Origin of the sequence: Pseudomonas sp. BSw22131 (assembly GCF_026810445.1) — a bacterium.
Classification (GTDB): Bacteria; Pseudomonadota; Gammaproteobacteria; order Pseudomonadales; family Pseudomonadaceae; genus Aquipseudomonas; species Aquipseudomonas huanghezhanensis.
The window spans coordinates 4,141,442-4,161,521 of the sequence record NZ_CP113949.1; the positions used below are offsets into that span (position 1 = coordinate 4,141,442).

Annotated in this window: 17 protein-coding genes and 1 pseudogene; 7 read left to right on the top strand and 11 right to left on the bottom strand. The window is 57.6% G+C overall.

Going from position 1 to position 20,080, the window contains the following annotated elements; genetic code table 11:
• Window positions 1-298: 298 nt before the first annotated feature.
• Window positions 299-937, top strand: coding sequence for a LysE family translocator (locus OYW20_RS18575; RefSeq protein ID WP_268797390.1), 639 nt, complete (start codon window positions 299-301; stop codon window positions 935-937).
• Between the two features lie 605 nt (window positions 938-1,542).
• On the opposite strand, the gene OYW20_RS18580 is transcribed toward OYW20_RS18575, so the two are convergent.
• Both OYW20_RS18580 and OYW20_RS18585 read right to left on the bottom strand, forming a co-directional pair.
• The gene (locus OYW20_RS18580; protein ID WP_268797391.1) at window positions 1,543-2,709 is read right to left on the bottom strand and encodes a PQQ-dependent sugar dehydrogenase; all 1,167 of its coding nucleotides are present in this window, start codon (window positions 2,707-2,709) and stop codon (window positions 1,543-1,545) included.
• Between the two features lie 44 nt (window positions 2,710-2,753).
• On the bottom strand, window positions 2,754-3,128 hold the full coding sequence (locus OYW20_RS18585; protein ID WP_268797392.1) for a hypothetical protein: 375 nt from the start codon (window positions 3,126-3,128) through the stop codon (window positions 2,754-2,756).
• A gap of 249 nt (window positions 3,129-3,377) precedes the next feature.
• Between OYW20_RS18585 and OYW20_RS18590 the strand changes: the two are divergent.
• From OYW20_RS18590 to OYW20_RS18605, 4 genes and pseudogenes are all read left to right on the top strand, one after another.
• Window positions 3,378-4,109: pseudogene (locus OYW20_RS18590) on the top strand (hypothetical protein); the annotation flags it as partial.
• Entirely contained in the window at window positions 4,054-4,716 is a 663-nt protein-coding gene (locus OYW20_RS18595) for a diaminopimelate epimerase (RefSeq protein WP_328284790.1), read from the top strand. The pseudogene OYW20_RS18590 and the gene OYW20_RS18595, both read left to right, overlap by 56 nt.
• A gap of 207 nt (window positions 4,717-4,923) precedes the next feature.
• Window positions 4,924-5,325 (top strand): methyl-accepting chemotaxis protein, encoded by a 402-nt coding sequence (locus tag OYW20_RS18600; protein ID WP_408005524.1) that lies wholly within the window; start codon window positions 4,924-4,926, stop codon window positions 5,323-5,325.
• Window positions 5,326-5,541: 216 nt separating this feature from the next.
• A complete protein-coding gene (locus tag OYW20_RS18605) occupies window positions 5,542-6,582 on the top strand; it encodes an alpha/beta fold hydrolase (protein WP_268797393.1) in 1,041 nt (346 codons plus the stop codon).
• Between the two features lie 179 nt (window positions 6,583-6,761).
• On the opposite strand, the gene OYW20_RS18610 is transcribed toward OYW20_RS18605, so the two are convergent.
• The 5 genes from OYW20_RS18610 to OYW20_RS18630 form a co-directional block, all read right to left on the bottom strand.
• Entirely contained in the window at window positions 6,762-7,676 is a 915-nt protein-coding gene (locus OYW20_RS18610; protein ID WP_268797394.1) for an SGNH/GDSL hydrolase family protein, read from the bottom strand.
• 106 nt (window positions 7,677-7,782) lie between these two features.
• A complete protein-coding gene (locus tag OYW20_RS18615) occupies window positions 7,783-9,210 on the bottom strand; it encodes an aldehyde dehydrogenase family protein (protein ID WP_268797395.1) in 1,428 nt (475 codons plus the stop codon).
• A 119-nt stretch (window positions 9,211-9,329) separates the two neighbouring features.
• Window positions 9,330-10,697: a glutamine synthetase family protein gene (locus tag OYW20_RS18620; protein ID WP_268797396.1), complete on the bottom strand. Its 1,368-nt coding sequence runs from the start codon at window positions 10,695-10,697 to the stop codon at window positions 9,330-9,332.
• Between the two features lie 68 nt (window positions 10,698-10,765).
• Window positions 10,766-12,160 (bottom strand): aspartate aminotransferase family protein, encoded by a 1,395-nt coding sequence (locus tag OYW20_RS18625; RefSeq protein WP_268797397.1) that lies wholly within the window; start codon window positions 12,158-12,160, stop codon window positions 10,766-10,768.
• Window positions 12,161-12,288: 128 nt separating this feature from the next.
• A complete protein-coding gene (locus OYW20_RS18630) occupies window positions 12,289-13,074 on the bottom strand; it encodes an SDR family NAD(P)-dependent oxidoreductase (protein ID WP_268797398.1) in 786 nt (261 codons plus the stop codon).
• A 96-nt stretch (window positions 13,075-13,170) separates the two neighbouring features.
• Here OYW20_RS18630 and OYW20_RS18635 point away from each other — a divergent pair, with 96 nt between their 5' ends.
• Window positions 13,171-14,076: a LysR family transcriptional regulator gene (locus tag OYW20_RS18635; RefSeq protein WP_268797399.1), complete on the top strand. Its 906-nt coding sequence runs from the start codon at window positions 13,171-13,173 to the stop codon at window positions 14,074-14,076.
• A 164-nt stretch (window positions 14,077-14,240) separates the two neighbouring features.
• Here the strand turns inward: OYW20_RS18635 and OYW20_RS18640 are convergent, their stop codons facing one another.
• The 4 genes from OYW20_RS18640 to OYW20_RS18655 form a co-directional block, all read right to left on the bottom strand.
• Window positions 14,241-15,566, bottom strand: coding sequence for an NAD(P)/FAD-dependent oxidoreductase (locus tag OYW20_RS18640; RefSeq protein ID WP_268797400.1), 1,326 nt, complete (start codon window positions 15,564-15,566; stop codon window positions 14,241-14,243).
• A 101-nt stretch (window positions 15,567-15,667) separates the two neighbouring features.
• Window positions 15,668-16,336, bottom strand: coding sequence for a haloacid dehalogenase type II (locus OYW20_RS18645; RefSeq protein ID WP_268797401.1), 669 nt, complete (start codon window positions 16,334-16,336; stop codon window positions 15,668-15,670).
• A 193-nt stretch (window positions 16,337-16,529) separates the two neighbouring features.
• A complete protein-coding gene (locus tag OYW20_RS18650; protein ID WP_268797402.1) occupies window positions 16,530-17,885 on the bottom strand; it encodes an aspartate aminotransferase family protein in 1,356 nt (451 codons plus the stop codon).
• A gap of 25 nt (window positions 17,886-17,910) precedes the next feature.
• Window positions 17,911-19,020: a phosphotransferase gene (locus tag OYW20_RS18655; protein WP_268797403.1), complete on the bottom strand. Its 1,110-nt coding sequence runs from the start codon at window positions 19,018-19,020 to the stop codon at window positions 17,911-17,913.
• A gap of 265 nt (window positions 19,021-19,285) precedes the next feature.
• Here OYW20_RS18655 and OYW20_RS18660 point away from each other — a divergent pair, with 265 nt between their 5' ends.
• The gene (locus OYW20_RS18660; RefSeq protein ID WP_268797404.1) at window positions 19,286-19,963 is read left to right on the top strand and encodes a GntR family transcriptional regulator; all 678 of its coding nucleotides are present in this window, start codon (window positions 19,286-19,288) and stop codon (window positions 19,961-19,963) included.
• Window positions 19,964-20,080: the final 117 nt, after the last annotated feature.

Below are 20,080 nucleotides of genomic sequence, written 5' to 3' on the forward strand. Positions count from 1 at the left end.
CAGCGATTCCCGGATTTATAGTGAAAGTCATGTTTCAGTGGCGGCTCAACGAGTGTCATCGCGAGCAAGCTCTTCCCACAGAAGCTGGGTGAGGCCTGAAATGGCGTAAGACGCTGACTCATTGTGGGAGGGCGCTTGCTCGCGATAGCGTCAGTTGCAACGCCAACTTGTTATCGAGCTAATACCTCCCCGGCGGCGGATCTTTTACGTTTGTTGCCGGTTTTTTACAACCTCGGCACACTGCGTCACACCGTTCGCCAACGCATTGGCGTGCGCAGACCCCAAAAGGACATCATCAATGACGCTTTCGCTTTTTATTGCGGTGCTGGCCTCAGGCTTTATCTACGGGATTTCTCCAGGGCCTGGCGTACTGGCGGTGTTCGGCATTGGGGCTGCTCGCGGGCGTCGGGCCGGGGCGTTGTTTCTGTGCGGCCATTTGTTGGGGGATGTGATCTGGTGCAGCGTGGCGTTGGCCGCGATCATCGGTGCCAAGGTCTTTGGCAGCACGACGTTCAACATTCTCGGGGTGATGAGCGGACTGTTTCTGTTCTGGCTGGGTTTTCGCGCGATCACCGCAAAACGCAGCAACGGCGACGATCAGAACGTGTCGGCGCGCAACCCACTCTGGCACGGCATCATGTTCGGGCTGACCAATCCAAAGGCCTACCCGGTGGCGGTCGCGACCTTCACGGCCCTGCTTTCAAGCCGGGCCGAACTGCTCAACTGGTCGATGCTGCCGCTGTTGATTCTGGTCAGCACCCTGGGCGGAATCGTCGCTTACACGATCATCGTCAGCGTGGTCGGCGCACGCCATGTGCGCCGGTTGTATCAGCGCCATGAGCTGACCATCACGCGGATTTGCGGGGTGATGTTCATCGGCTTTGCGATCAATGCGCTGGTGCATGCGGTGCCGGGTTTGCTGCCGCGCCGCCCGTAGACTGGACCGATCAGCGACGCCCTGAACGCCGGCGATCTGTAGACGCGAATTCATTCGCGTGGCGGCGGGATTGATTCAACCCATCACCCCGCCTCGCCAACAAGTTGGCTCCTACAGAACCGCAATGTGCCTCTGTAGACGCGAATTCATTCGCGTGGCGGCGGGACTGGTTTAACCCATGACATCGCCTCGCCAACGAGTTGGCTCCTACAGAACCGCAGTGTGCCTCTGTAGACGCGAATTCATTCGCGTGGCGGCGGGACTGGTTTAACCCATGACATCGCCTCGCCAACGAGTTGGCTCCTACAGAACCGCAGTGTGCCTCTGTAGACGCGAATTCATTCGCGTGGCGGCGGGATTGATTCAACCCATTACGCCGCCTCGCCAACAAGTTGGCTCCTACAGAACCGCAGTGTGCCTCTGTAGACGCGAATTCATTCGCGTGGCGGCGGGATTGATTCAACCCATTACGCCGCCTCGCCAACAAGTTGCCCCTACAGAACCGAAGTGTGCCTCTGTAGACGCGAATTCATCCGCGTGGCGGCGGAATTGATTCAACCCATCACGCCGCCTCGCCGACAAGTTGGCCCCTGCAGAAAGCGGATTTACTGCGCCAGGCCGACTTTAAACAACTTGCCGTCATCTTCATCGGTCAGCACGTACACGTAACCGTCCGGTCCTTGGCGCACGTCGCGAATGCGCGCATTCAAGTCGCCCAGCAGGCGCTCTTCGTGCACCACTTTGTCGTCTTTAAGCTCAAGACGAATCAGCTCCTTGGAGGCCAACGCACCAATGAACAGGTTGTGGTCCCACTGCTTGAACGTGCTGGAATCGTAAAACGCCATCCCGCTAATCCCCGGTGATTTTTCCCACACGTGGAATGGCGTCTTCATGCCTTCAACCACTTTGCCCTTGGCCTCCGAAATCGGTTTGCCGGAGTAATCCAGGCCAAAGGTCGCAATCGGCCAGCCGTAATTGCCGGCGCGCTCGATGATGTTGATTTCGTCGCCGCCCATCGGCCCGTGTTCGTTGGTCCAGAGCGTGCCGGTCCAGGGGTTCAGCGCTGCGCCCTGTTGATTGCGATGACCGAAACTCCAGATCTCCGGGCGCACGTCTTTCTGGCCGACAAAAGGGTTGTCCTGGGGGATGGTGCCATCCGGATAGAGCCGCACGATCTTGCCTTGCAGCTTGTCGAGGTCCTGCGCGGTGGGTCGGTTGTTGTTCTCACCCAGCGCGATGAACAGGTAACCGTCGCGATCAAACACAATTCGTGAGCCGAAGTGATTGCCCACTGACAGCTTGGGCTGCTGCTGGAAGATCCGCGTGAAGTTTTCCAGACGCGTCATGTCGTCCGACAGACGCCCGCGGCCTGCTGCGGTGCCGCCGGTTTCGCCATCGCCGCTGTCCTCGGCGTAGGTCAGGTAAACCATGCGGTCTTTCTTGAAATCAGGCGACAGCACCACATCGAGCAGACCGCCCTGCCCTTGCGCCCAGACTTTAGGGACGCCACCCAGCGGTTGCGACAACTTGCCGTCGGCCGACACGATGCGCAGGTTGCCCGGCTTTTCGGTCACGAGCATGCCTTGCTTGTCTGGCAAAAACGCCAGCGCCCAAGGGTGTTGAAGCCCCTTGGCGACCTCATCGACGGTCAGCGTGCCCTCTTCGGTTTTGTAAGTCGTGCTGGCCGCCGAGGCGGCGAACGGCAAGCCAAGCAAAAGGCTGGCGCAGAACGTTGCGATCAGGGATTTACGAAAGTGGATGTGGCGCAACATGGACGATTCCTTATCGAGAGCGGGAAAGTTCTGGTGCTGAAACGTCAATCGGTACTACGCCGTTCGCTGCCGCTGGAGGATCGGGGCGCTTGCTGGCGTGTCGGATAACCATTACCTATGCCGCCGTTTTCCAGGGTGGGAGGCCGAGGATTGACCCCGGTCGCAGGGCCACGTACCGATGGGCTGATCGACTGAGTGCCTTGACGGCTATTGGGGTTTGCGCGGCGGATGGCGCCGTTGTCGGGGGAATTGTTGCGGGCTGCGCCATTTGGATACGTGGCGGCGGCGAGCGTTAAGGCCGCTTGCCCAGAGCTGAAATTGGGGGCCTGATGATCGCCAGGATCACTGGCATAGGCAGGCCCGACACTCAGCAAACTGCCAAGGGTCAGGGTCGCAAGACTTCGCAGAACACTGTTCATTTCGTACCTCAAGTGATTCGGTAACGATTCGGGTGTTTGATAGCGATTGAGCAGCTAGGTTCGCGTAGGCCGGGCGGATGAGCAACTGTAGGACGATTCCGTTTGTAACAAGGATCGTCGGAAGCAGCCTGTTGGAGTGGGCGGCATTCCGACTTGCCCGCGAAGGTGACACCTCGGTTTTACCTGACACTCCTCATCGTCAGCTTCGCGGGCAAGCCTCCAACGAGATTGCAAGCTTCGTTGCTAATTCTGCGCAACGATATGGATCAAGGGCTCGCGCTGATGCACGACTGGTCGCTGGACAACGACCCGCGCTTCCGGCGTCTGGCCAGTGAGGGCTGCAGGCCTCGCCTGCCGTGGTCGTTTCGCCTGGAAAAACGGGTAGCGGACCCCTCGCCCGTGCTGGCGATTCTCGACAACCTCAAACCCGATGACAGCCCTTACGTGCGCAAGTCGGTGCCTAATCACCTGAGCGACATCACCAAAGACAATCCGGGCTGGGGGCTAGACCCGATAGAAGCGTGGCGGCTCGACAACTCCGATACCGCCTGGATTGCCCGCCACGCCTTACGCTCTCTGATCAAAAAAGGCGACAGCCGAGCGATGACCATCATGGGCGCGGGCGAGAAAGCTCAGGTGCGTATCGATGGGTTCAGCGTCGCGCCTGCACGCATCAGTCTGGGCGAGCGAATCAGCCTGTCGTTCACCCTGACCTCGACGGCCAGCTCACGCCAGAAGCTGATCGTCGATTACGCGATTCACTACGTTAAAAAATAAGGGGGTACGTCAGCCAAGGTGTTCAAGCTTAAAACCCTGGAACTGGCGGCCGGCGCAAGCATCACGATCACCCGGGCACAACAGATCCGCAACTTCACCACTCGCGTGCATTACGCGGGCCGGCACCCACAGCGCCGAGGGCTTCGCGTTGCGCGTTCATCATTACCACGGGGATTCACCGTCTCCCGTTGTCACGCACATTGATCCTGCCCAAGTAGAGGGCGTGTCGGGGTTCTGGCTGGATATCGGAACGCCAGGTTTTGGCCCGGAAACAGTCGGAGTCGTTGGCCCCAACGTGACAAGGTTGAATCTCGGGAGTGCCCACGCCCACCGCGTCGAGCGCTTGTCCGAGCTGCACCCTGACTGGAATCGCAGTGTAGTTGTGCGGGTGGGCAACCCGCACTGCGTGACGCTGGTGCCTTCTGTCGATGCGCTGCCAGGTTTTTCGCAACTGCACGAATCACCACTCAATGAAGCCCTGACGGCTATCGCGTTTGCCTTCGGTGATCAAGGCCGCGGCGATCCGTGCCCGGAGGGGATCAATTTGCAATGGGCGGCTCACCTGTCGGGCAATCGGATCGTGGCCCGAGTCTTCGAACGCGGCGAAGGCCCGACAGCCTCTTCAGGGACCAGTGCCAGCGCAGTCGCGTCAGCGGCCTGGCTCAGTGGCTGGGTCAAGGCTGGCCGAGTGGAGGTCGTAATGCCTGGCGGCACGGCGCCGCTGGAGTTGCATGAGGCAGAGGGTCGATTGGTGCAGGTTCGGCTGTTCGGGACGGCCCGCAGGCAAGCGGCATATGGCAGAACCGACTGAAAGTGCCAGCACGCCGTTGCAACCGACCCTTCTTTGTTTATGCTCTCAACACCCCGCCCCAAACCATCCATATGGATATTGATTGGCGAGCGGCAATCGCCGCAAGGAACGCGCATGAGCCGTATGGACCGTATGGACCGTATGGACCGTATGGACCGTATGGACCGTCAGGCTAACCTCATCCCCTCGCTGCCGCCTGTCGCTTCGATGACCCTCGTTCAAGCATGTCGATGCTCCGGCGTCGTGCAGCAAACGGTGGCAGTGATCAAGCTGATCTCGACGGACCTCGACGAGGCCGCGCGCAGCATCGATGCGGTGAACAAGCAGTCGGAAATCATTGGCATCATCGTGCAAACCATCCGCGGGATCGCCGACCAGACCAACCTGCTGGCGCTGAACGCCGCCATCGAAGCCGCCCGGGCGGGTGAACACGGGCGCGGGTTTGCTGTAGTCGCCGATGACGTCAGAGGCCTGGCGGCCAGAACCAGCAAGGCGACGCTGGAAATTGTGGATGTAGTCCGGCAAAACAACGAACTGGCGAAAAGCGCCGTGTCCAGCATGCTGGTCGAGTCTGGAACGCACCAGCACAGGGGTTGCGCTGGCGAATGAGGCTGGGGGCGTGATTCTGGAGATTCAGCAAGGCGCACGGCATGTGCTGGATGCGATTAGTCGGTTTAATTCGACGTTGCAGATGGGGTGATGGGTTGCTGAGGGAACGGTGCCAGCGTTGCATAACCAGAAATGGTGAATAGCGTTTATTGGTTATTCTGATTAGCAAACGCAACAAATAGAGTGGGTGCCAATTCTGCCAACCCGAGTTCTGCCATGAACAATTTCGATCCAGCAATCACTCACGAGCCCATTTCACCTGTTAGTCGGCGCAAGATTTTACAAGCCTCTGTCGTCGGTGCAGCCGCTGCTCTGGGTGCTTCGCTCGTAAGCGCTGCCTCCTCTACCAAGACTGCTTCAACACAGGAAAATGCCACGGTCTTCGACGATTCGTTCCATATCACGTTCCACACCCAGAAAGTCGGCGATGTGGACGTGTTCTATCGCGAAGTAGGGCCCAAGGATGCCCCGGTGCTCCTGCTGCTTCACGGGTTCCCGACATCCAGCCATATGTTCCGCAACCTGATGCCTTTATTGGCAAGCCAGTACCGCCTGATCGCGCCCGACTTACCGGGTTTTGGCAACACCAAAGCGCCGCCGCGCGGGAAGTTCGCCTACACATTTGAAAATCTTTATAAGGTGATCAAGGGCTTTACCGAGGCCTTGGGGTTGAAGACATACGCTCTTTACATATTCGACTACGGTGCACCTGTCGGCTTGCGGCTTGCTGCGGCGAATCCGGAGAAGGTGACTGCAATCATCACCCAGAACGGTAACGCTTATCTGGAAGGCTTTAGTGATCAATGGGATTCATGGCAGGCCTACTGGCGCGATCCTTCCGCGGCCAATCGCGAAGCCTGTCGCGCCTCTTTGTCGCCAGAGACGATCCGTGACTGGCAGTACGCCACGGGTTCTGACCCTGAGAAGCTCTCGCCCGACGGCTACAACCTGGACATTCTGTACATGTCACGGCCAGGCGCAGAAGAAATCCAGCTGGATCTGATCCTGGACTACCGCACTAACGTTGCCGCTTATCCCGCATTCCAAGCATATCTACGCAAACACCAACCGCCATTGCTGGCGGTCTGGGGCAAACACGATCCGGCTTTTATCCCGCCTGGTGCGCTGGCGTACCGTAAGGACATTCCGGCTGCTGAAGTGCATCTTCTGGATGCAGGCCATTTCGCACTGGAGACCCATGCCCCTGAGGTGGCGGAGCACATCCGCGAATTCCTGCAGCGGAAACTGAAAAAATAGCCAGATTGGGCACGTAATTAGCGTCGGCCAGTCTCGCTGGGGCCAGCGGACCACGGACGTTCATCGTGGCGCTTGTAAGGTGCTAGTTAAGGACTGGCAACCCATTGTGCTCAACTGTCTTGACAGTGTTTGCACGCGCAGCCCAGCGCGTGCTTTCCGGCTAGGCCTGATGAAGAATTTCAACGGCTGGCTTTTAGTGTTTCAAGCATCGCTTCAGCGGCCAGGGAATGGACTTTTCGAGTTGGGTGCCACTCATCCCAGTAATAATGAGTATCTGGATCTGCACACACCGGTTCGACATCCGGGTAGGTGGTCTGGCAAGGGGAATCCAGATTCTTGAGCCCCGCACTGTCGGGTGACGCGCGCAGCTTGTTGCTGAAGGCCAGGTGGTCAAAATAAATGAGACTGACGTGACGGGTGTTAGCCATTTTTGTAAGCACATCCGGCAGTTTCTGTTCGAGTATGCGTTGGTATCGCGCCGCACTCTTGACTTGACTGCCCTGCACCACGGCCGGCACATGGCTCAAATCCGTGCTTCCAACAACCATTACATGCTTCGCGCCAGCTGTAATGAGCATTTCAGTCGCCTTCTGTATGTTCGCTACGCTGTTCTGGCTGAGCACCTCAATCGACTCCGGGTGCGACAAATCGGCCCATTCAAAAAAATCGTTGGCTGAGACGAAAATGAAATAGAGCGCATTCGGATCCGCTTTGTGTGCTTCAGCGGCTTCCAGATGTTCGGCGATTTGCCCGAAAACACCGGTGTCGCGAGAGGGCGCCATCCAGGCATAGTAATTCCCGTTACCGCTCTTGGCGCCGCCAATCGCGTAATCGGTCAAGGGCACTTTCAGGGCGAGGGCCAAGTCCTCTACCGCTGTGGGGCCATTGCTCCAGCGGCCCTTCCAATATAGAGGGCCGGGTAGCTCTTGCGCGTCCTTGACCTTCTGCTGGCTCAATACTTTCGTAAAGTGTTCACCCGCACCATTGTCGGAGTAGCTGTCACCGAAGGCATAGAGATGATCGTAGCGGGAGGCGCCAAACGCACTTGATACAGTCAGTGTCAACAGAGCGGTCAAGCAAGCGCGTCTAATCATTGTGAGTCTCCTGAGTGATGAGCCGAGACTACCGAAAATAAAGTGTTCCCTTGCAACAGTTACGACCCGGGCTTAGCTCAGGCCGTAACTGTTGCCCGTTCAGTTGTCACTCGCTCCAACCGACCACGCCCTTGATTTCCAGAAAGTCGTGAATGCCCCAGCCCGCGTACTCGCGGCCATTGCCGGATTGTTTGTAGCCACCAAACGGCGCGAACGTGTCCCAGCTCGGGTAGTTCAGGTACACCGAGCCGGCACGCATCTGTTTGGCAACGGCGCGGGCACGCTCGATATTGCCGGACTGTACGTAGGCCGCCAGGCCGTAAACGGTGTCGTTGGCCATTTCGATAGCCTGCGTTTCGCTGTCATAGGCAATGATCGACAGCACGGGCCCGAAGATTTCTTCGCGGGCAATGGTCATCTGCCCCGTCACGTCGCCAAACACGGTGGGGCGCACGTAGTAGCCCTTGTCCAGGCCTTCAGGACGGCCCAGACCGCCAGTCACCAGCGTAGCGCCCTCTTCGATACCGATAGCGATCAGGCTCTGAATCTTGGCGAACTGTGTGTCGCTGATGACCGGACCGAGATTCGTGCTGGCATCCTGCGGGCTGCCGGTCACCAACTGCTCGGCGGTTGCTTTGGCAATTTGCATGGCCCGGGCAAGCTGCGCTCGAGGCACCAGCATACGTGTCGGCGCATTGCAGGATTGTCCGGAGTTCGAGAAGCAGCCCTTCACCCCTTTAGCCACCGCCACTTCAAAGTCCGCGTCTTCCAGCAGGATATTGGCCGATTTACCGCCCAGCTCCTGGGCCACGCGTTTAACCGTGTCAGCAGCCGACTTGGCGACAAGGATGCCTGCGCGGGTGGAACCGGTGAACGAGACCATGTCGACTTTCGGGTGGCTGGCCATGTATTGGCCCACATCCGGCCCGGTGCCGTTAAGCAGGTTGAACACCCCGGCTGGCACACCCGCCTCATGCATGATTTCGGCGAAGATGATTCCGGTCAACGGCGCAATTTCACTGGGCTTGAGCACCACGGTGCAACCGGCGGCAATCGCGGGCGCGACCTTGCAGACGATCTGGTTCAGCGGCCAGTTCCACGGCGTGATGAGGGCGCAGACGCCGATGGCTTCACGCATCACCTGAGTGGTGCCGTGCACTTCGCTGAACTGAAATGTCTCCAAAGCGCTGATGGTCGATTCCAGGTGCGCGCGACCGCTCCAGACTTGCGAGTCACGGGCGAAATGCAGCGGCGCGCCCATCTCCTGGCTGACGGCCTTGACCAAATCTTCGTAGCGCAGGTTGTAGACCCGCAGAATGTTTTTGAGCAGCGCCAGGCGTTCGCTGACACGGGTCACCGAAAACGCGGGAAACGCCTTGGCAGCAGCGTTTACCGCGCTGTCCACGTCCGCCGCGTTGCCCACCGCGATGCTGATGAAGGCTTGCTCGGTGGAAGGGTCGATCACCTCCAGCGTGTTTCCCGACTGGGTGTCGACCCACTGGCCATCGATGTAGAACTTGAGCGCATTATTCATGGTTGATCTCTCGTTGACTGGAGACCGAGTGGCAGCCTCGGCCCCCACACGATTAGCTAAATGACTCAGAAGTCGCTGCCGTCAGCGGGCCATTTAAAGGCATCCTGACGGGCCAACACTCATGCGTGAGTAAGGTACCAGCGCCAGTCCTGCTCTCCGACTTCAGCATTGAATGTACGGAACTCGCGCCACTTGATCGCCAGGAACACCTTCAGGAATTCAGCGCCCAGCGCCTCGCGTGCCCAGGTGGAACGTTCAAGTGCCTTTAACGCTGTCAGCCAGTCGGTGGGTAGAAAGTCGGTCGCCTGTTCATAGCCATTACCCACAATCGCAGCGCCAGGATCGGTTTGATGAGTGATGCCGTGGTGAATGCCCGCAAGTACTGCAGCAGCAGCGAGATAGGGGTTGGCATCGGCACCGCAAATGCGGTGTTCGATGTGCCGACTGATCGCAGGTCCGCCGGGCACGCGGAACGACACCGTACGATTGTTGACGCCCCAGCTTTTGGCCAGCGGCGCGTAACTGCCGGTCTGGAACCTGCGATAGGAGTTGGCATGGGGGCAAAATATCGCCAGCGAGTCAAACAAGGTTGCCATCATCCCTCCAATGGAGTGACGCAACAGCGGCGTGCCCTGTGGGTCTTCGCTCGCATACAGGTTGTTGCCCTGCACGTCGGCCAGACTGACGTGCAGATGCATACCGCTACCCGCTTGATCGCTGAATGGCTTGGCCATGAAGCACGCTTGCAGCCCGTGTTTGTTGGCCACGCCTTTGACCAGGCGCTTGTAACGTACGCCTTCATCGATGGCCTGGAGTGCGTCGAAACGATGCTCCAGCGTCAACTCGAGCTGGCCGGGCGCGTACTCGGATATCGCCGTACGCACCGGTAACCCCTGCAGCGCGCACGCTGCGTAGAGGTCATCCAGAAACGGTTGAACCTGTTCGAGTTCATATACGCCATACACCTGCGGAGCAACCGGACGTACGCCATTGGTTTGCAGCGCCGGCTGCGGTCGACCGTTGACGTCGCGCTGTTGGTCCAGCAGATAGAACTCCAACTCAACGGCCATTACCGGATGGAACCCATCGGCTTTCAGCCGCTCGATTGTATTCACCAGTACATGGCGCGGGTCGACGGGCGCGGCGGGAAGACCTTGGGTCGGGTGCATGCTCACCTGCACTTGACCGGTGGGTTTGGTGCGCCAGGGTTGCAGGGTCAGGCTCCCCGGCAAGGGATAGGTCCAGCAATCCGCGTCAGCGACATCCCAGACCAGGCCAGTCTCGTCTACGTCCTCACCCTGCACGGTCAAGGCCAGAATGGAACTTGGCAGTGGCCGACCATTTTCGTAGATCGCCAGTAGCTCGTCACGATGCAACAGTTTGCCCCGTGGAACACCATTCGCGTCGATAAGGAACAACTCGATGCTCAGCACTTCAGGGTGAGCGGCCAGATAATCCCGGGCCTCTTTTTTATCGGCAAATTGCATGTCAAACCTCTTGGCTCATTCAGCGACTTGGCAGTATTTGAGAAGGGTGGGGGGCTTCAGACGTCCATTCATGAAGGGATGACCCGAGCGCCAGGTAGAGCAAGCAACGTAGTCAGCGCGCTATCCAACTCCTCGATCAGCCTGTCGATATCCGCATCACTTGTTTGCGGACAGCACAGAGTCATGTTGTGAAAAGGCGTGATCAGGATGCCGCGATTGATCAGGTAGAGGTGCAGCGCCATTTGAAGGCTGTCATGAAAAGCCGCCTCGGCTTGCGCACCGGTTCTGGGCGAGGTGGCGCAGAATTGAAACTCACAACGAGCCCCCAACTCTGTGACAGACCAGTTCAGTTGGTGCCGCTTGAACAACGTTCGAAATCCCTGCGCCAATCTTGAGGCGACGGACAGCATGTGCTCGTAGGCAGAGTCCGTCATGACCTCTTCAAGGCTGGCGCGCATGCAACGCATCGCCAGCGAGTTGGCAGACAGCGTTGTTCCCATACCGCTGTGCCCATGGCCGCCGCCGTCTGCGCTCATCTGCACGTCGCGCATGGCCTGAGCAACTTCCTCGGTCACGCCAAACACAGCGCAAGGCATCCCCCCCGCGATCGGTTTACCCACCACGAAAAAGTCGGGTTCCAACGCCCATTGGCGCGTGCATCCACCCAGTCCCGTGGAAATCGTGTGGGTCTCATCAATGACCAGCAGGCTGCCATATTGGCGGGTCAACTCTCGGCACTTTTGCATGAACCCAGGATCGGGCAGGACCATGCCGATGTTCGTCATCGCCGGCTCGCACATCAGCGCGCAGACATCGCCCTGGGCCAAAGCAGCCTCCAGTGCATCGACATCGTTGAACGGGATGGATCGACTGTACTGGCTCAAGTCGTAGGCCTGGCCCACAAGACCTGGACGGTGCACTGTCTTGCCGTCGCGGTAGCGCACCATCACGTCATCCACGGTGCCGTGATAGCAGCCGTCGAATACCAGCAAGACATTGCGCTTGGTGATGGCGCGCGCCCAGCGCAACACATAACGGTTGGCGTCAGTCGCATTGGCCGTCACCTGCCAGTAAGGCAAATCAAATCGCTGGGCCAGCAACTCGCCGCAAACCACCGCGTCTTCGCCAGGCAGCATCGTGGTCAAACCATTGTTCGCCTGCTCGGCTATGGCGCGGGCAACAGGATCAGGTGAATGGCCGAACATCGTGCCGGTGTCGCCCAGACAAAAATCAATGTATTCATGATCGTCAACATCGGTGAAGCGTGCGCCTTTGGCGCGCTGGACGAAGAGCGGCGAAGGCATCGACCAGTCGCTCATCCAGTGCATGGGAACCCCGTTGAACAGATTCGCCCTGGCACGCTTGGCCAGCGCCATCGAAGTTGGGTTGTTTTCTATAAAACGGGCACGCTCGGAGGCGGTAAAAACAGCAATCGCTGATTCACTAATTCCACTTTTCGACATGATCAAACAACCTATGTTAATTACAAAAACTGGTTAAAAGTCCTTGCCGCTCGGACAGTAACTATCCGCCGCAGCACTAACGCTGTATGGGTTCCTGGATAGGGAACAAACCGCCTCCTTTCTTGACCTCAGGATCGAGGAGCCTTGTTCTCGATCAGACAGTTCCCGCCATCCACCACGATAACTTCACCGGTGATGTAACTCGATTCAGGCGACGCCAGAAATGCAACCGCCGCAGCCACTTCGTGGGGACTGCCTGCCCGGCCCATTGGGGTAAAGCGCCCAGCCTCGGCTTCAACGGGCGTGGTTGACCCGGTCGTGATCCATCCGGGAGCCACGCTGTTGACGGTAATCCCCTGCTTGGCGACTTCAAGTGCAAGTCCCATGTTCATGCCAACCATTGCGGCCTTGGCAGCGCTATAAGCGGCTTCGCCCGGATTGCTCCCCCGGGTGCCCGTGGTGGAACTAATATTGACAATGCGTCCGTAATTGCGCGCCGTCATACCGGGCAAAACAGCCCGAGTCAGAAGAAAAGCGGTCGTTAAGTTTCTGGCCAGTGAAAGATCCCACTCATGCAGCTCCATACTCGCCAACTCCGAGAAAACCTCAGGGCTTCCTTGCATGGCCATACCGGCATTATTTACCAGTACATCGACCCGTCCCCAGACCGACTCGGCCCACAGGCTGAATTCACGCACCTGACTTTCATCAGTGAGGTCAGCTGGCCGACCTTCAACTTCAAACCCTTCTGCGAGTAGCTCTTTAATTCGATCCTCGATGCGGTTGCTGCTAGCGGTGATGATCAATCTCGCACCCGCTGCACCTAGCCTGCGAGCAATCGCCATACCAATACCTGCTTCACTTCCGGCACCACTGACAAGTGCCACATGTCCCCTAAAATCAGTATTTAACATGGTGTTCCCCACGTACCTAATTTGTAATAGGAGTGGAAATTAGGCTAATAAATCTGATAGACAAAGACGATCATCATCAGAAAATCTGACAACACCATGGCGTTTACCAGTGAGTCACTGAAAGTTTTCCTTGCGGTTGTCGACAGCGGCTCCTTTTCTGCCGCCGCACGGAAATTGGGCCGGGTACCCTCGGCCATCAACATGGCGGTGTCGCAGCTTGAAGCAGAGCTGGATTTATTGCTTTTTGACCGATCAACCCGCAAAGCCATTCCTACCCCCGCTGCCAAAGCACTTGAGCCCCAGGCACGACAGGTCGCGAGCCAGATAAACCTGCTGGACGCCCATGCCCTCCAGCTTCATCAGGGGTTGGAGCGGCGCTTGATCCTTGCGATGGCGCCGGAGTTGCAAACAGGCGTATGGAGTCGTCCACTGTCCATTATTGCCAGCGAGTTCCCCACGCTTGAAATCGAGATTCGCTCCGCTTCCCATCCGGAGGCGATTCGCATGCTCCATGAAGGGCGTGTGCAATTGGCACTTGGGTTTGAACGACCAGGGCTTGACGAGCGGGAAACGTTTCTTGAAGCGGGAAGCCAGTTGTTAGTAGCCGTTGCCTCTCCAGATCATCCTGCAGCCGCTGGCAAGAAAAGCCCTTTAAGTGAAGAGCAGCTGGTGAATGTTCGACAGATCATAGTCGCTACTGGAGGACCTACAGACTCTGACCCACGTGTTGTGCTGTCGCGGCGGATTTGGCTCAGCGACAGCTACCTGGCAACCCTGGATCTGGTCCAGCAGGGATTGGGCTGGGCTTATCTTCCACAACCGCTGGTACAACCTCTAATCACTTCGGGCGCATTGACGGAGGTGGTGTTTGACAACATGCCGAGTCAGATGCGGTTATGGGTCGATATCATCTGGGTAAAGAACCGCCCCCTGGGGCTTGCAGCGAGTCGCTACCTGAGTCTGATACGCAAGATAGTCGAGGCCGAGCCGCGTCGTGTTTGAGGAATAAAAATGACTGGCAATGCTTGAAACGGACGATCACAAGGCAGCGCCGTCGCGGCGGGTTTACATATCCAAAACTGATGACAAGACCGCCCGCCGGGGGCTCGGCAGGGGCAGCCTGGTCAAGGTGTTTCAGCCTCCTGCCATTCAAACTGTGTGCCCGCTCAGAAGTTCGAAACCTTGCCCCAGGCCGACGTCTGAAAGCGATCAGGGTGATAGGGCCGTGGATCAACGATTGGCGTCATGCCGCTGACAATGTCAGCAATCAAATGACCCGCTCCTGGACCAATACCGAAGCCATGTCCGCTGAAACCTGCTGCCAACACCAAACCCGGTAGGTTGTCCATTTCACCAATGCCTGGAACGCCGTCGGGCGTACTGTCCACATAACCTGCCCAGGCGGCAGTGACCTTCGAATCTTTCAACGCTGGCACCAATTCCACCGCGCGCTTGTAGGTCAGCGCAACAGCCGAGCCGTCTGCTTTCGGATCGAGGATACGCATCCTCTCCATCGGCGTCGGCTGGTCCAGGCGCCAGCGTTTGAGGCTCTCGTGGCCGCAACGCAGGCCCTCCAGTCCACCGGGTGCAAGGTTGCGCCATCTGCGCTGGAACATCGGCAGGAACTGATGGGCGAAATTCAGCAGTTGTGGCGTGAGATCTACACGCCCTCGCCCACTGATCGCCAGCGTGTAGCTGCCATCGGAGCGGCGCGTCATGGAAGCGCCGGCCGTGTGAAGCGCACTGGGAATTTGCTGAGTGGGGGCGCAGACCGAGAGCACGGTCTGACGGATAGTGGCCTGGGGAAAGCGAATGCCATATTGGCGACAGAACGAGGAGGCCCAGGCGCCCGCAGCGAGGACCGCAAGCTGGGTGCGGATAGTGCCTTTCTCGGTAACCACCGCAGACAATCGCCCCCCCTCCGTTTCGACGCCACGGACGGCGCAGCCCTGATGCACCGTACTGCCCAAGGCCATAATGGCGCGAGCGACTGCCGGGGCTGCGCGGGACGGGTCGGCGATGCCATCGGTGGGCGCAAAGACCCCGCCTTTCCACTGCTTGCCTGTCGCCTTGCCACGCTCTGCGGCTTGCTGCGGGGAGAGCATATGGGTCTCAACATTGAGGGTCCTGGCAAACTCGCCCCAGCGCGCCCACCCATCAAGCTCATTCTCGTTGTTGCTCAGATAGAGCAAGCCGCAACGAGTAAAGCCTGTGTCCTGCCCCGTTTGCGCACTGAATTGCTCCCACAACTCCAAGCTTTTAGTGGACATTGGCAGCTCGCGCGCATCACGATTTTGCTGACGACACCAGCCCCAGTTGCGACTCGACTGCTCCGCCCCTATACGGCCCTTTTCCACCAAGGCGACCTTCATACCGCGCTTAGCCAGGTAGTAGGCGGTAAACGCGCCGATAATGCCGCCGCCAATGACGACCGCATCAGCCTCTGTCGGCAGATCAGGTGAGGTTTCTACGAAAATTAAAGGAGCTGGCATGTTTTGGGTACCCGTTTAGCATCGTGAATGGCACAGATCAGATCAAGTCAGGCCAGTCTCAACCTGGCCTGGCCGTTTTTTGGTGCAAGCGCGTCAAGGGACTAGAGTCCGACCAACCCAGCCAGCCCTCCGATATCCGGGATCTGGTGGTAGCCGAACGCGGCATTCGCCGGCTGTTCATGCCCACGGGCGACGAAAGCCTTGTGCTTGATCTTCATGTCGTGGGCAGACATCAGGTCGTAACGAAAGCTCGAGGACACATGCAAAACATCCTCCGGCCCGCAGTTCAGGTTATCGAGCATGAATTCGAACGCAGCCAGGCGTGGCTTATAGGCTTGAGCCTGCTGTGCGGTGAAGACTTTATGGAATGGCGCGCCGAGCTTTTCGACGTTGGACATGATCTGCTCGTCCATGGCGTTGGAGAAGATCACCAAGGGGATCTTGTCAGCGATTTTTGCCAGTCCAGCCGGTACATCAGGATGCGGGCCCCAGCTCGGCACTGCGTCGTAGTACAGCTGACCTTCTTCCCGGTATTCGATACCCCACCTTTTGCAATTACGTGCCAGGGCCGTCTTGAGAATCTCGTCATACGGCCGCCAATCACCCATCACTTGGTCCAGTCGATAGGCGGCAAAATCCTTGATGAACTGATCCATGCGCTCGGCAGGAACGCGATCGGTGAAAAACTCGCGCGTCAGGGCAGCAGTCTTGAAGTTGGTCAACGTGCCATAGCAGTCGAAGGTAATGTACTTGGGGCGAAGAAAGCTCATGAATGCAGTCCTGAATGAGTAATGAGGTCACGACGGTTCAAGCAGTTACTGGGTGCTGAGGCATTGGGGCCTCATGTGTTTATTAGGACAGCAAGACGCCGCGTACAAACGGTTAAATCTATCGGCAATCTGAAACAAACCACTTTATTAGTGGCCCGCCTCGGCAGAATTTGCCAACGAGGCGAGCGTGTTTTTACAAGTCGGCAAAAGCGCTTTCCAATGCACCAAGCAGGCGCCCCGCCTCCCTTTCAGTCCAGATCAATGGCGGTCGAATTTTCAGAATGCTTGCATCCGGCCCCGTTGCGGAAATGAGCACACGCTGTTCACGCAGGTGGTTGACCACACGGAGCGCGGTCTTCATATCAGGGGTTTTCGTGGCCCTGTCAGTGACCAGCTCAACGGCGAAGTACATACCCGTGCCGCGCACATCACCTATCTGCTCATAACGGGTGGCCAAGTCTTGAAGACCCGCCATGATCAGCCCCCCAACGCGGCGGGCATTAGGCATGAGTTGCTCTTGCTGGATGACGTCGAGGGTTGCCTGGGCGGCGGCAATGGCGACGCTGTTGCCACCAAAAGTGTTGAAATAACGCATGTCACGCCCAAAGCTTGCAACCACCTCCGGCCGTACCATTAGCCCTGCAACGGGGTAGCCGTTGCCCATGGGTTTACCCATGGTGATGATGTCGGGCTCTACGCCATGACGCTGATGGCCCCAGAAATGCGTGCCGCTGCGGCCAAAACCCGACTGAACCTCATCGGCAATAAACAAGCCGCCGGCCTTGCGCACCACGTCGGCAATCGGCCCGAAAACGTCCACCGGATCACAGAACACGCCATCGGACGAAAACAGGCAGTCAGCGATAAATGCCGCGATGCCGCCACCATGGCGCTGAATATCCTGAATCTGCGCGCAAACCTGGTCTGCCATATAGCGGCCCATTGCTTCACGCGGGATACGGTAGGAATCTGGAGCGGGCACGCAACGAACAAAGGGATCAAGCTTGGCATTGGCACCCAGCGACGGTGAAAAAGCAGCCACGGTTGCCGAGTTGCCGTGGTAAGCCTCGGCGGTAACGATGACGCCGGTGTTACCCGTGTGATGGCGTGCAATGCGGATTGCCAGGTCGTTGGCTTCCGAACCGCTGCACGTGAACATCATCTGCCCCTCAACCGCCATCTCACCGTCTGTAGTGGCACGAAGTTGTTCGGCGTAATCAAGAATCCCTTCCTGCATGTACCGGGTATGGCTGCACAGGGTATTCAATTGTTCGGTAATCGCAGCGGCCACTCGAGGGTGGCAATGCCCCACCGACACCACATTATTGTAAGCATCCAGGTACTCATTACCCTCCTTGTCGTACAGGTATGCACCTTTGGCGCGGACCACACCGACCGGCTCGTTATAGAACAGCCGATAACCAGGCCCCAGTAAGTTGATGCGGCGCTGAATATGCTCGCGCGCCGAGGGGTCCAGGTGATCGGTATTGGCAGGGTTGAAGCCGTTAGGCATGTCACCGCGGACCGCCTCGATTTTTGAATTGCTCATTTAAATCCCCACTAACAAGGATGAATCAATCGGCGAAGGACATCAGAAGCTCTGACATGTGTGACGGTGATCGGCTGAGTATCCATTCAAGCTGTGCCCAGCCTGGCGCAGCATTCCTCAAGATATACGCGCTGTTCTGCGGAAAAAGCTGTGATCGCCAGGTGGTTATCAATGCCCTCGCGAGCAACCGCGCCATGGCAAGATGCGGGATAAGGGAGAGTTCTTCGGCGGTTAGATCGGCAACACGCAAATACCCCGTCAGAACATCTTTTGCCGGAGCGAAGATATCTATTTCGTTGCCTGCTCCAACCACGCCTAGCTGGTTCATCATTGCCGTGGACACATCAATGGCAATGGCTGTTTTGACGGTGTCGCCGAAGTCAATGATGCCGCTGATCAGCGTCGGGTTGAGCGGGTCAACGACGATATTTGAAGTATTGAAGTCGTTATGCAGCAACTGCGTGCGACACCCGGCGATTCGGCCCTCGACGTCGAGGAATCGTTCGAGCGCTCTTTCCAGCAATTGTCGGCGTGCGGGCTCGGACACGTGTTCAAGCAAGGGTTCAAGCGTGCGCAGGTTTTGAACGTCCCAGCACACTTTTCGAAAATCCCCCGGGTGAGAGAAATTGGCGGTGGCCAGCCTGAGACGAGCGAGCAATTCACCAATTTGCTCACGCCCTTGAGCGCTCACACTGGTTTTATCCAATGGCGTGCCCGGAATGAAGCTCATCAGCCGCACTTGCCTTGAATCGCCATTGTTTGTCGCAATGGGCGTCAGGTATTGGCCCTCGAGCGACTGATAAACCTTGGGAATCGGAAGCTGGGGGGCCGTGCGGGCAATATGTCGCATGACCTCAATTTGCAGCGAAAGCTCAATCGGCGCCTCCTGGGGGTTGGCGATTTTGAGAACGTAGGAGGTGCCGCTTGCACTGTCGCATCGAAATGTATCGTCTTTTTCTGTCGCGAAGCGCGTCAGATGGGCTTCGATACCAAACTGGTCCAGCAGAATCCGCCCGCCCTCCTCCAGTGTAACGGGGGTAAAGGTGGCCTCCAGATCGCACTGTAATGTCGCAAGGCTGACCTCGTCTTTCCGCATCTGTCGCATCACTGAACTCCAGGCCTTGAAACCATCCATTGCAAGCGTTTGATGAGTCAAAGATTGTGCTACAACCTTATAAATTGTAAGAGATAACAATGGGAATATTTGACAAAAATACGAAATAAAAAAACAAAATAATCATAAATAATTGATTTTTAAGAATTTGAATTAGATAAAAATATTTATGGTTTTTAGATATTGTTGAACAATAACCTGAGATCCCCTATGACGTCACTGGTGAATTTTCACCGAACGTATTAGAGTTCCCCCTCAGCCGAGCCCCTACCCTGGTGTTGTATAAATGACCTTTCCCAGCGCGAATATCGACACTCATTCAGCCAGCCTGTCGGCGGTCGAGGTACTGGCTAAAAAGCTCAAGGCCCGGATTTTGAACGGTGACTTCGAGCCCGGTGAATTCCTGAGGGACCTCAAAATGGCGGAGGAATACGAGGTCGCACGCAATACGTTCCGCAGTGCCGCGCAGCTGCTTGTTTCATTCGGCTTGCTGCTGAAGGTGCCGCATCGTGGCTTTTGCATACCCGAGTTCGGGCCGAACGAAATCGTGGATATCGCCAGGTTGCGAGGCGTGCTGGAAACTGAAGCGGTGCGTATGATTATTCTGAGCGGGGTTATTCCAGCGGACGCACTCAGTGCCGTGGCAAAACTGCGCAATACACCTGCCGACGCTCCCCGCTCGGAGGTTGTGACCGCCGATGGTGACTTCCACCGGGCAATTATCCGTGCCAGTGGCAGCCCGCGATTACAGCGAAGCTACGCGATGCTGGAGAGCGAGATCGAATTACTGCTGGTGCTGCAACAGCCCTGCTATGAAGATCCAAAGGATATCGTTGCCGACCATGAGCACTTGATAGAGTGCTTGCGCAGCAGGGATTTCGAGACGGCTCGAGCTGCGTTTGTCGAGCACTGGGAGGATTTGAGTACGAAGCTCTTACGCGCGAACTTCGACAGCCGGCGATGAGCATCATCGCGGTCCGGTTTTTGACCCAACAAAAAGGCGGCCTACCCAGGGAAAGCATCGATTCGAAAAGGTACGCGTGATCGCAAACAGGCCGGCCCCAAGGGTTCTGAAGCGGCG

What these genes read in the sequence shown, in the direction of transcription:
- OYW20_RS18640 (WP_268797400.1), bottom strand. Translation starts at nt 15,566, where the DNA reads ATGCCAGCTCCTTTAATTTTCGTAGAAACCTCACCTGATCTGCCGACA.
- OYW20_RS18655 (WP_268797403.1), bottom strand. Translation starts at nt 19,020, where the DNA reads ATGGATGGTTTCAAGGCCTGGAGTTCAGTGATGCGACAGATGCGGAAA.
- OYW20_RS18635 (WP_268797399.1), top strand. Translation starts at nt 13,171, where the DNA reads ATGGCGTTTACCAGTGAGTCACTGAAAGTTTTCCTTGCGGTTGTCGAC.
- OYW20_RS18660 (WP_268797404.1), top strand. Translation starts at nt 19,286, where the DNA reads ATGACCTTTCCCAGCGCGAATATCGACACTCATTCAGCCAGCCTGTCG.
- OYW20_RS18625 (WP_268797397.1), bottom strand. Translation starts at nt 12,160, where the DNA reads ATGTCGAAAAGTGGAATTAGTGAATCAGCGATTGCTGTTTTTACCGCC.
- OYW20_RS18645 (WP_268797401.1), bottom strand. Translation starts at nt 16,336, where the DNA reads ATGAGCTTTCTTCGCCCCAAGTACATTACCTTCGACTGCTATGGCACG.
- OYW20_RS18615 (WP_268797395.1), bottom strand. Translation starts at nt 9,210, where the DNA reads ATGAATAATGCGCTCAAGTTCTACATCGATGGCCAGTGGGTCGACACC.
- OYW20_RS18585 (WP_268797392.1), bottom strand. Translation starts at nt 3,128, where the DNA reads ATGAACAGTGTTCTGCGAAGTCTTGCGACCCTGACCCTTGGCAGTTTG.
- OYW20_RS18620 (WP_268797396.1), bottom strand. Translation starts at nt 10,697, where the DNA reads ATGCAATTTGCCGATAAAAAAGAGGCCCGGGATTATCTGGCCGCTCAC.
- OYW20_RS18605 (WP_268797393.1), top strand. Translation starts at nt 5,542, where the DNA reads ATGAACAATTTCGATCCAGCAATCACTCACGAGCCCATTTCACCTGTT.
- OYW20_RS18610 (WP_268797394.1), bottom strand. Translation starts at nt 7,676, where the DNA reads ATGATTAGACGCGCTTGCTTGACCGCTCTGTTGACACTGACTGTATCA.
- OYW20_RS18650 (WP_268797402.1), bottom strand. Translation starts at nt 17,885, where the DNA reads ATGAGCAATTCAAAAATCGAGGCGGTCCGCGGTGACATGCCTAACGGC.
- OYW20_RS18580 (WP_268797391.1), bottom strand. Translation starts at nt 2,709, where the DNA reads ATGTTGCGCCACATCCACTTTCGTAAATCCCTGATCGCAACGTTCTGC.
- OYW20_RS18630 (WP_268797398.1), bottom strand. Translation starts at nt 13,074, where the DNA reads ATGTTAAATACTGATTTTAGGGGACATGTGGCACTTGTCAGTGGTGCC.
- OYW20_RS18575 (WP_268797390.1), top strand. Translation starts at nt 299, where the DNA reads ATGACGCTTTCGCTTTTTATTGCGGTGCTGGCCTCAGGCTTTATCTAC.
- OYW20_RS18600 (WP_408005524.1), top strand. Translation starts at nt 4,924, where the DNA reads ATGACCCTCGTTCAAGCATGTCGATGCTCCGGCGTCGTGCAGCAAACG.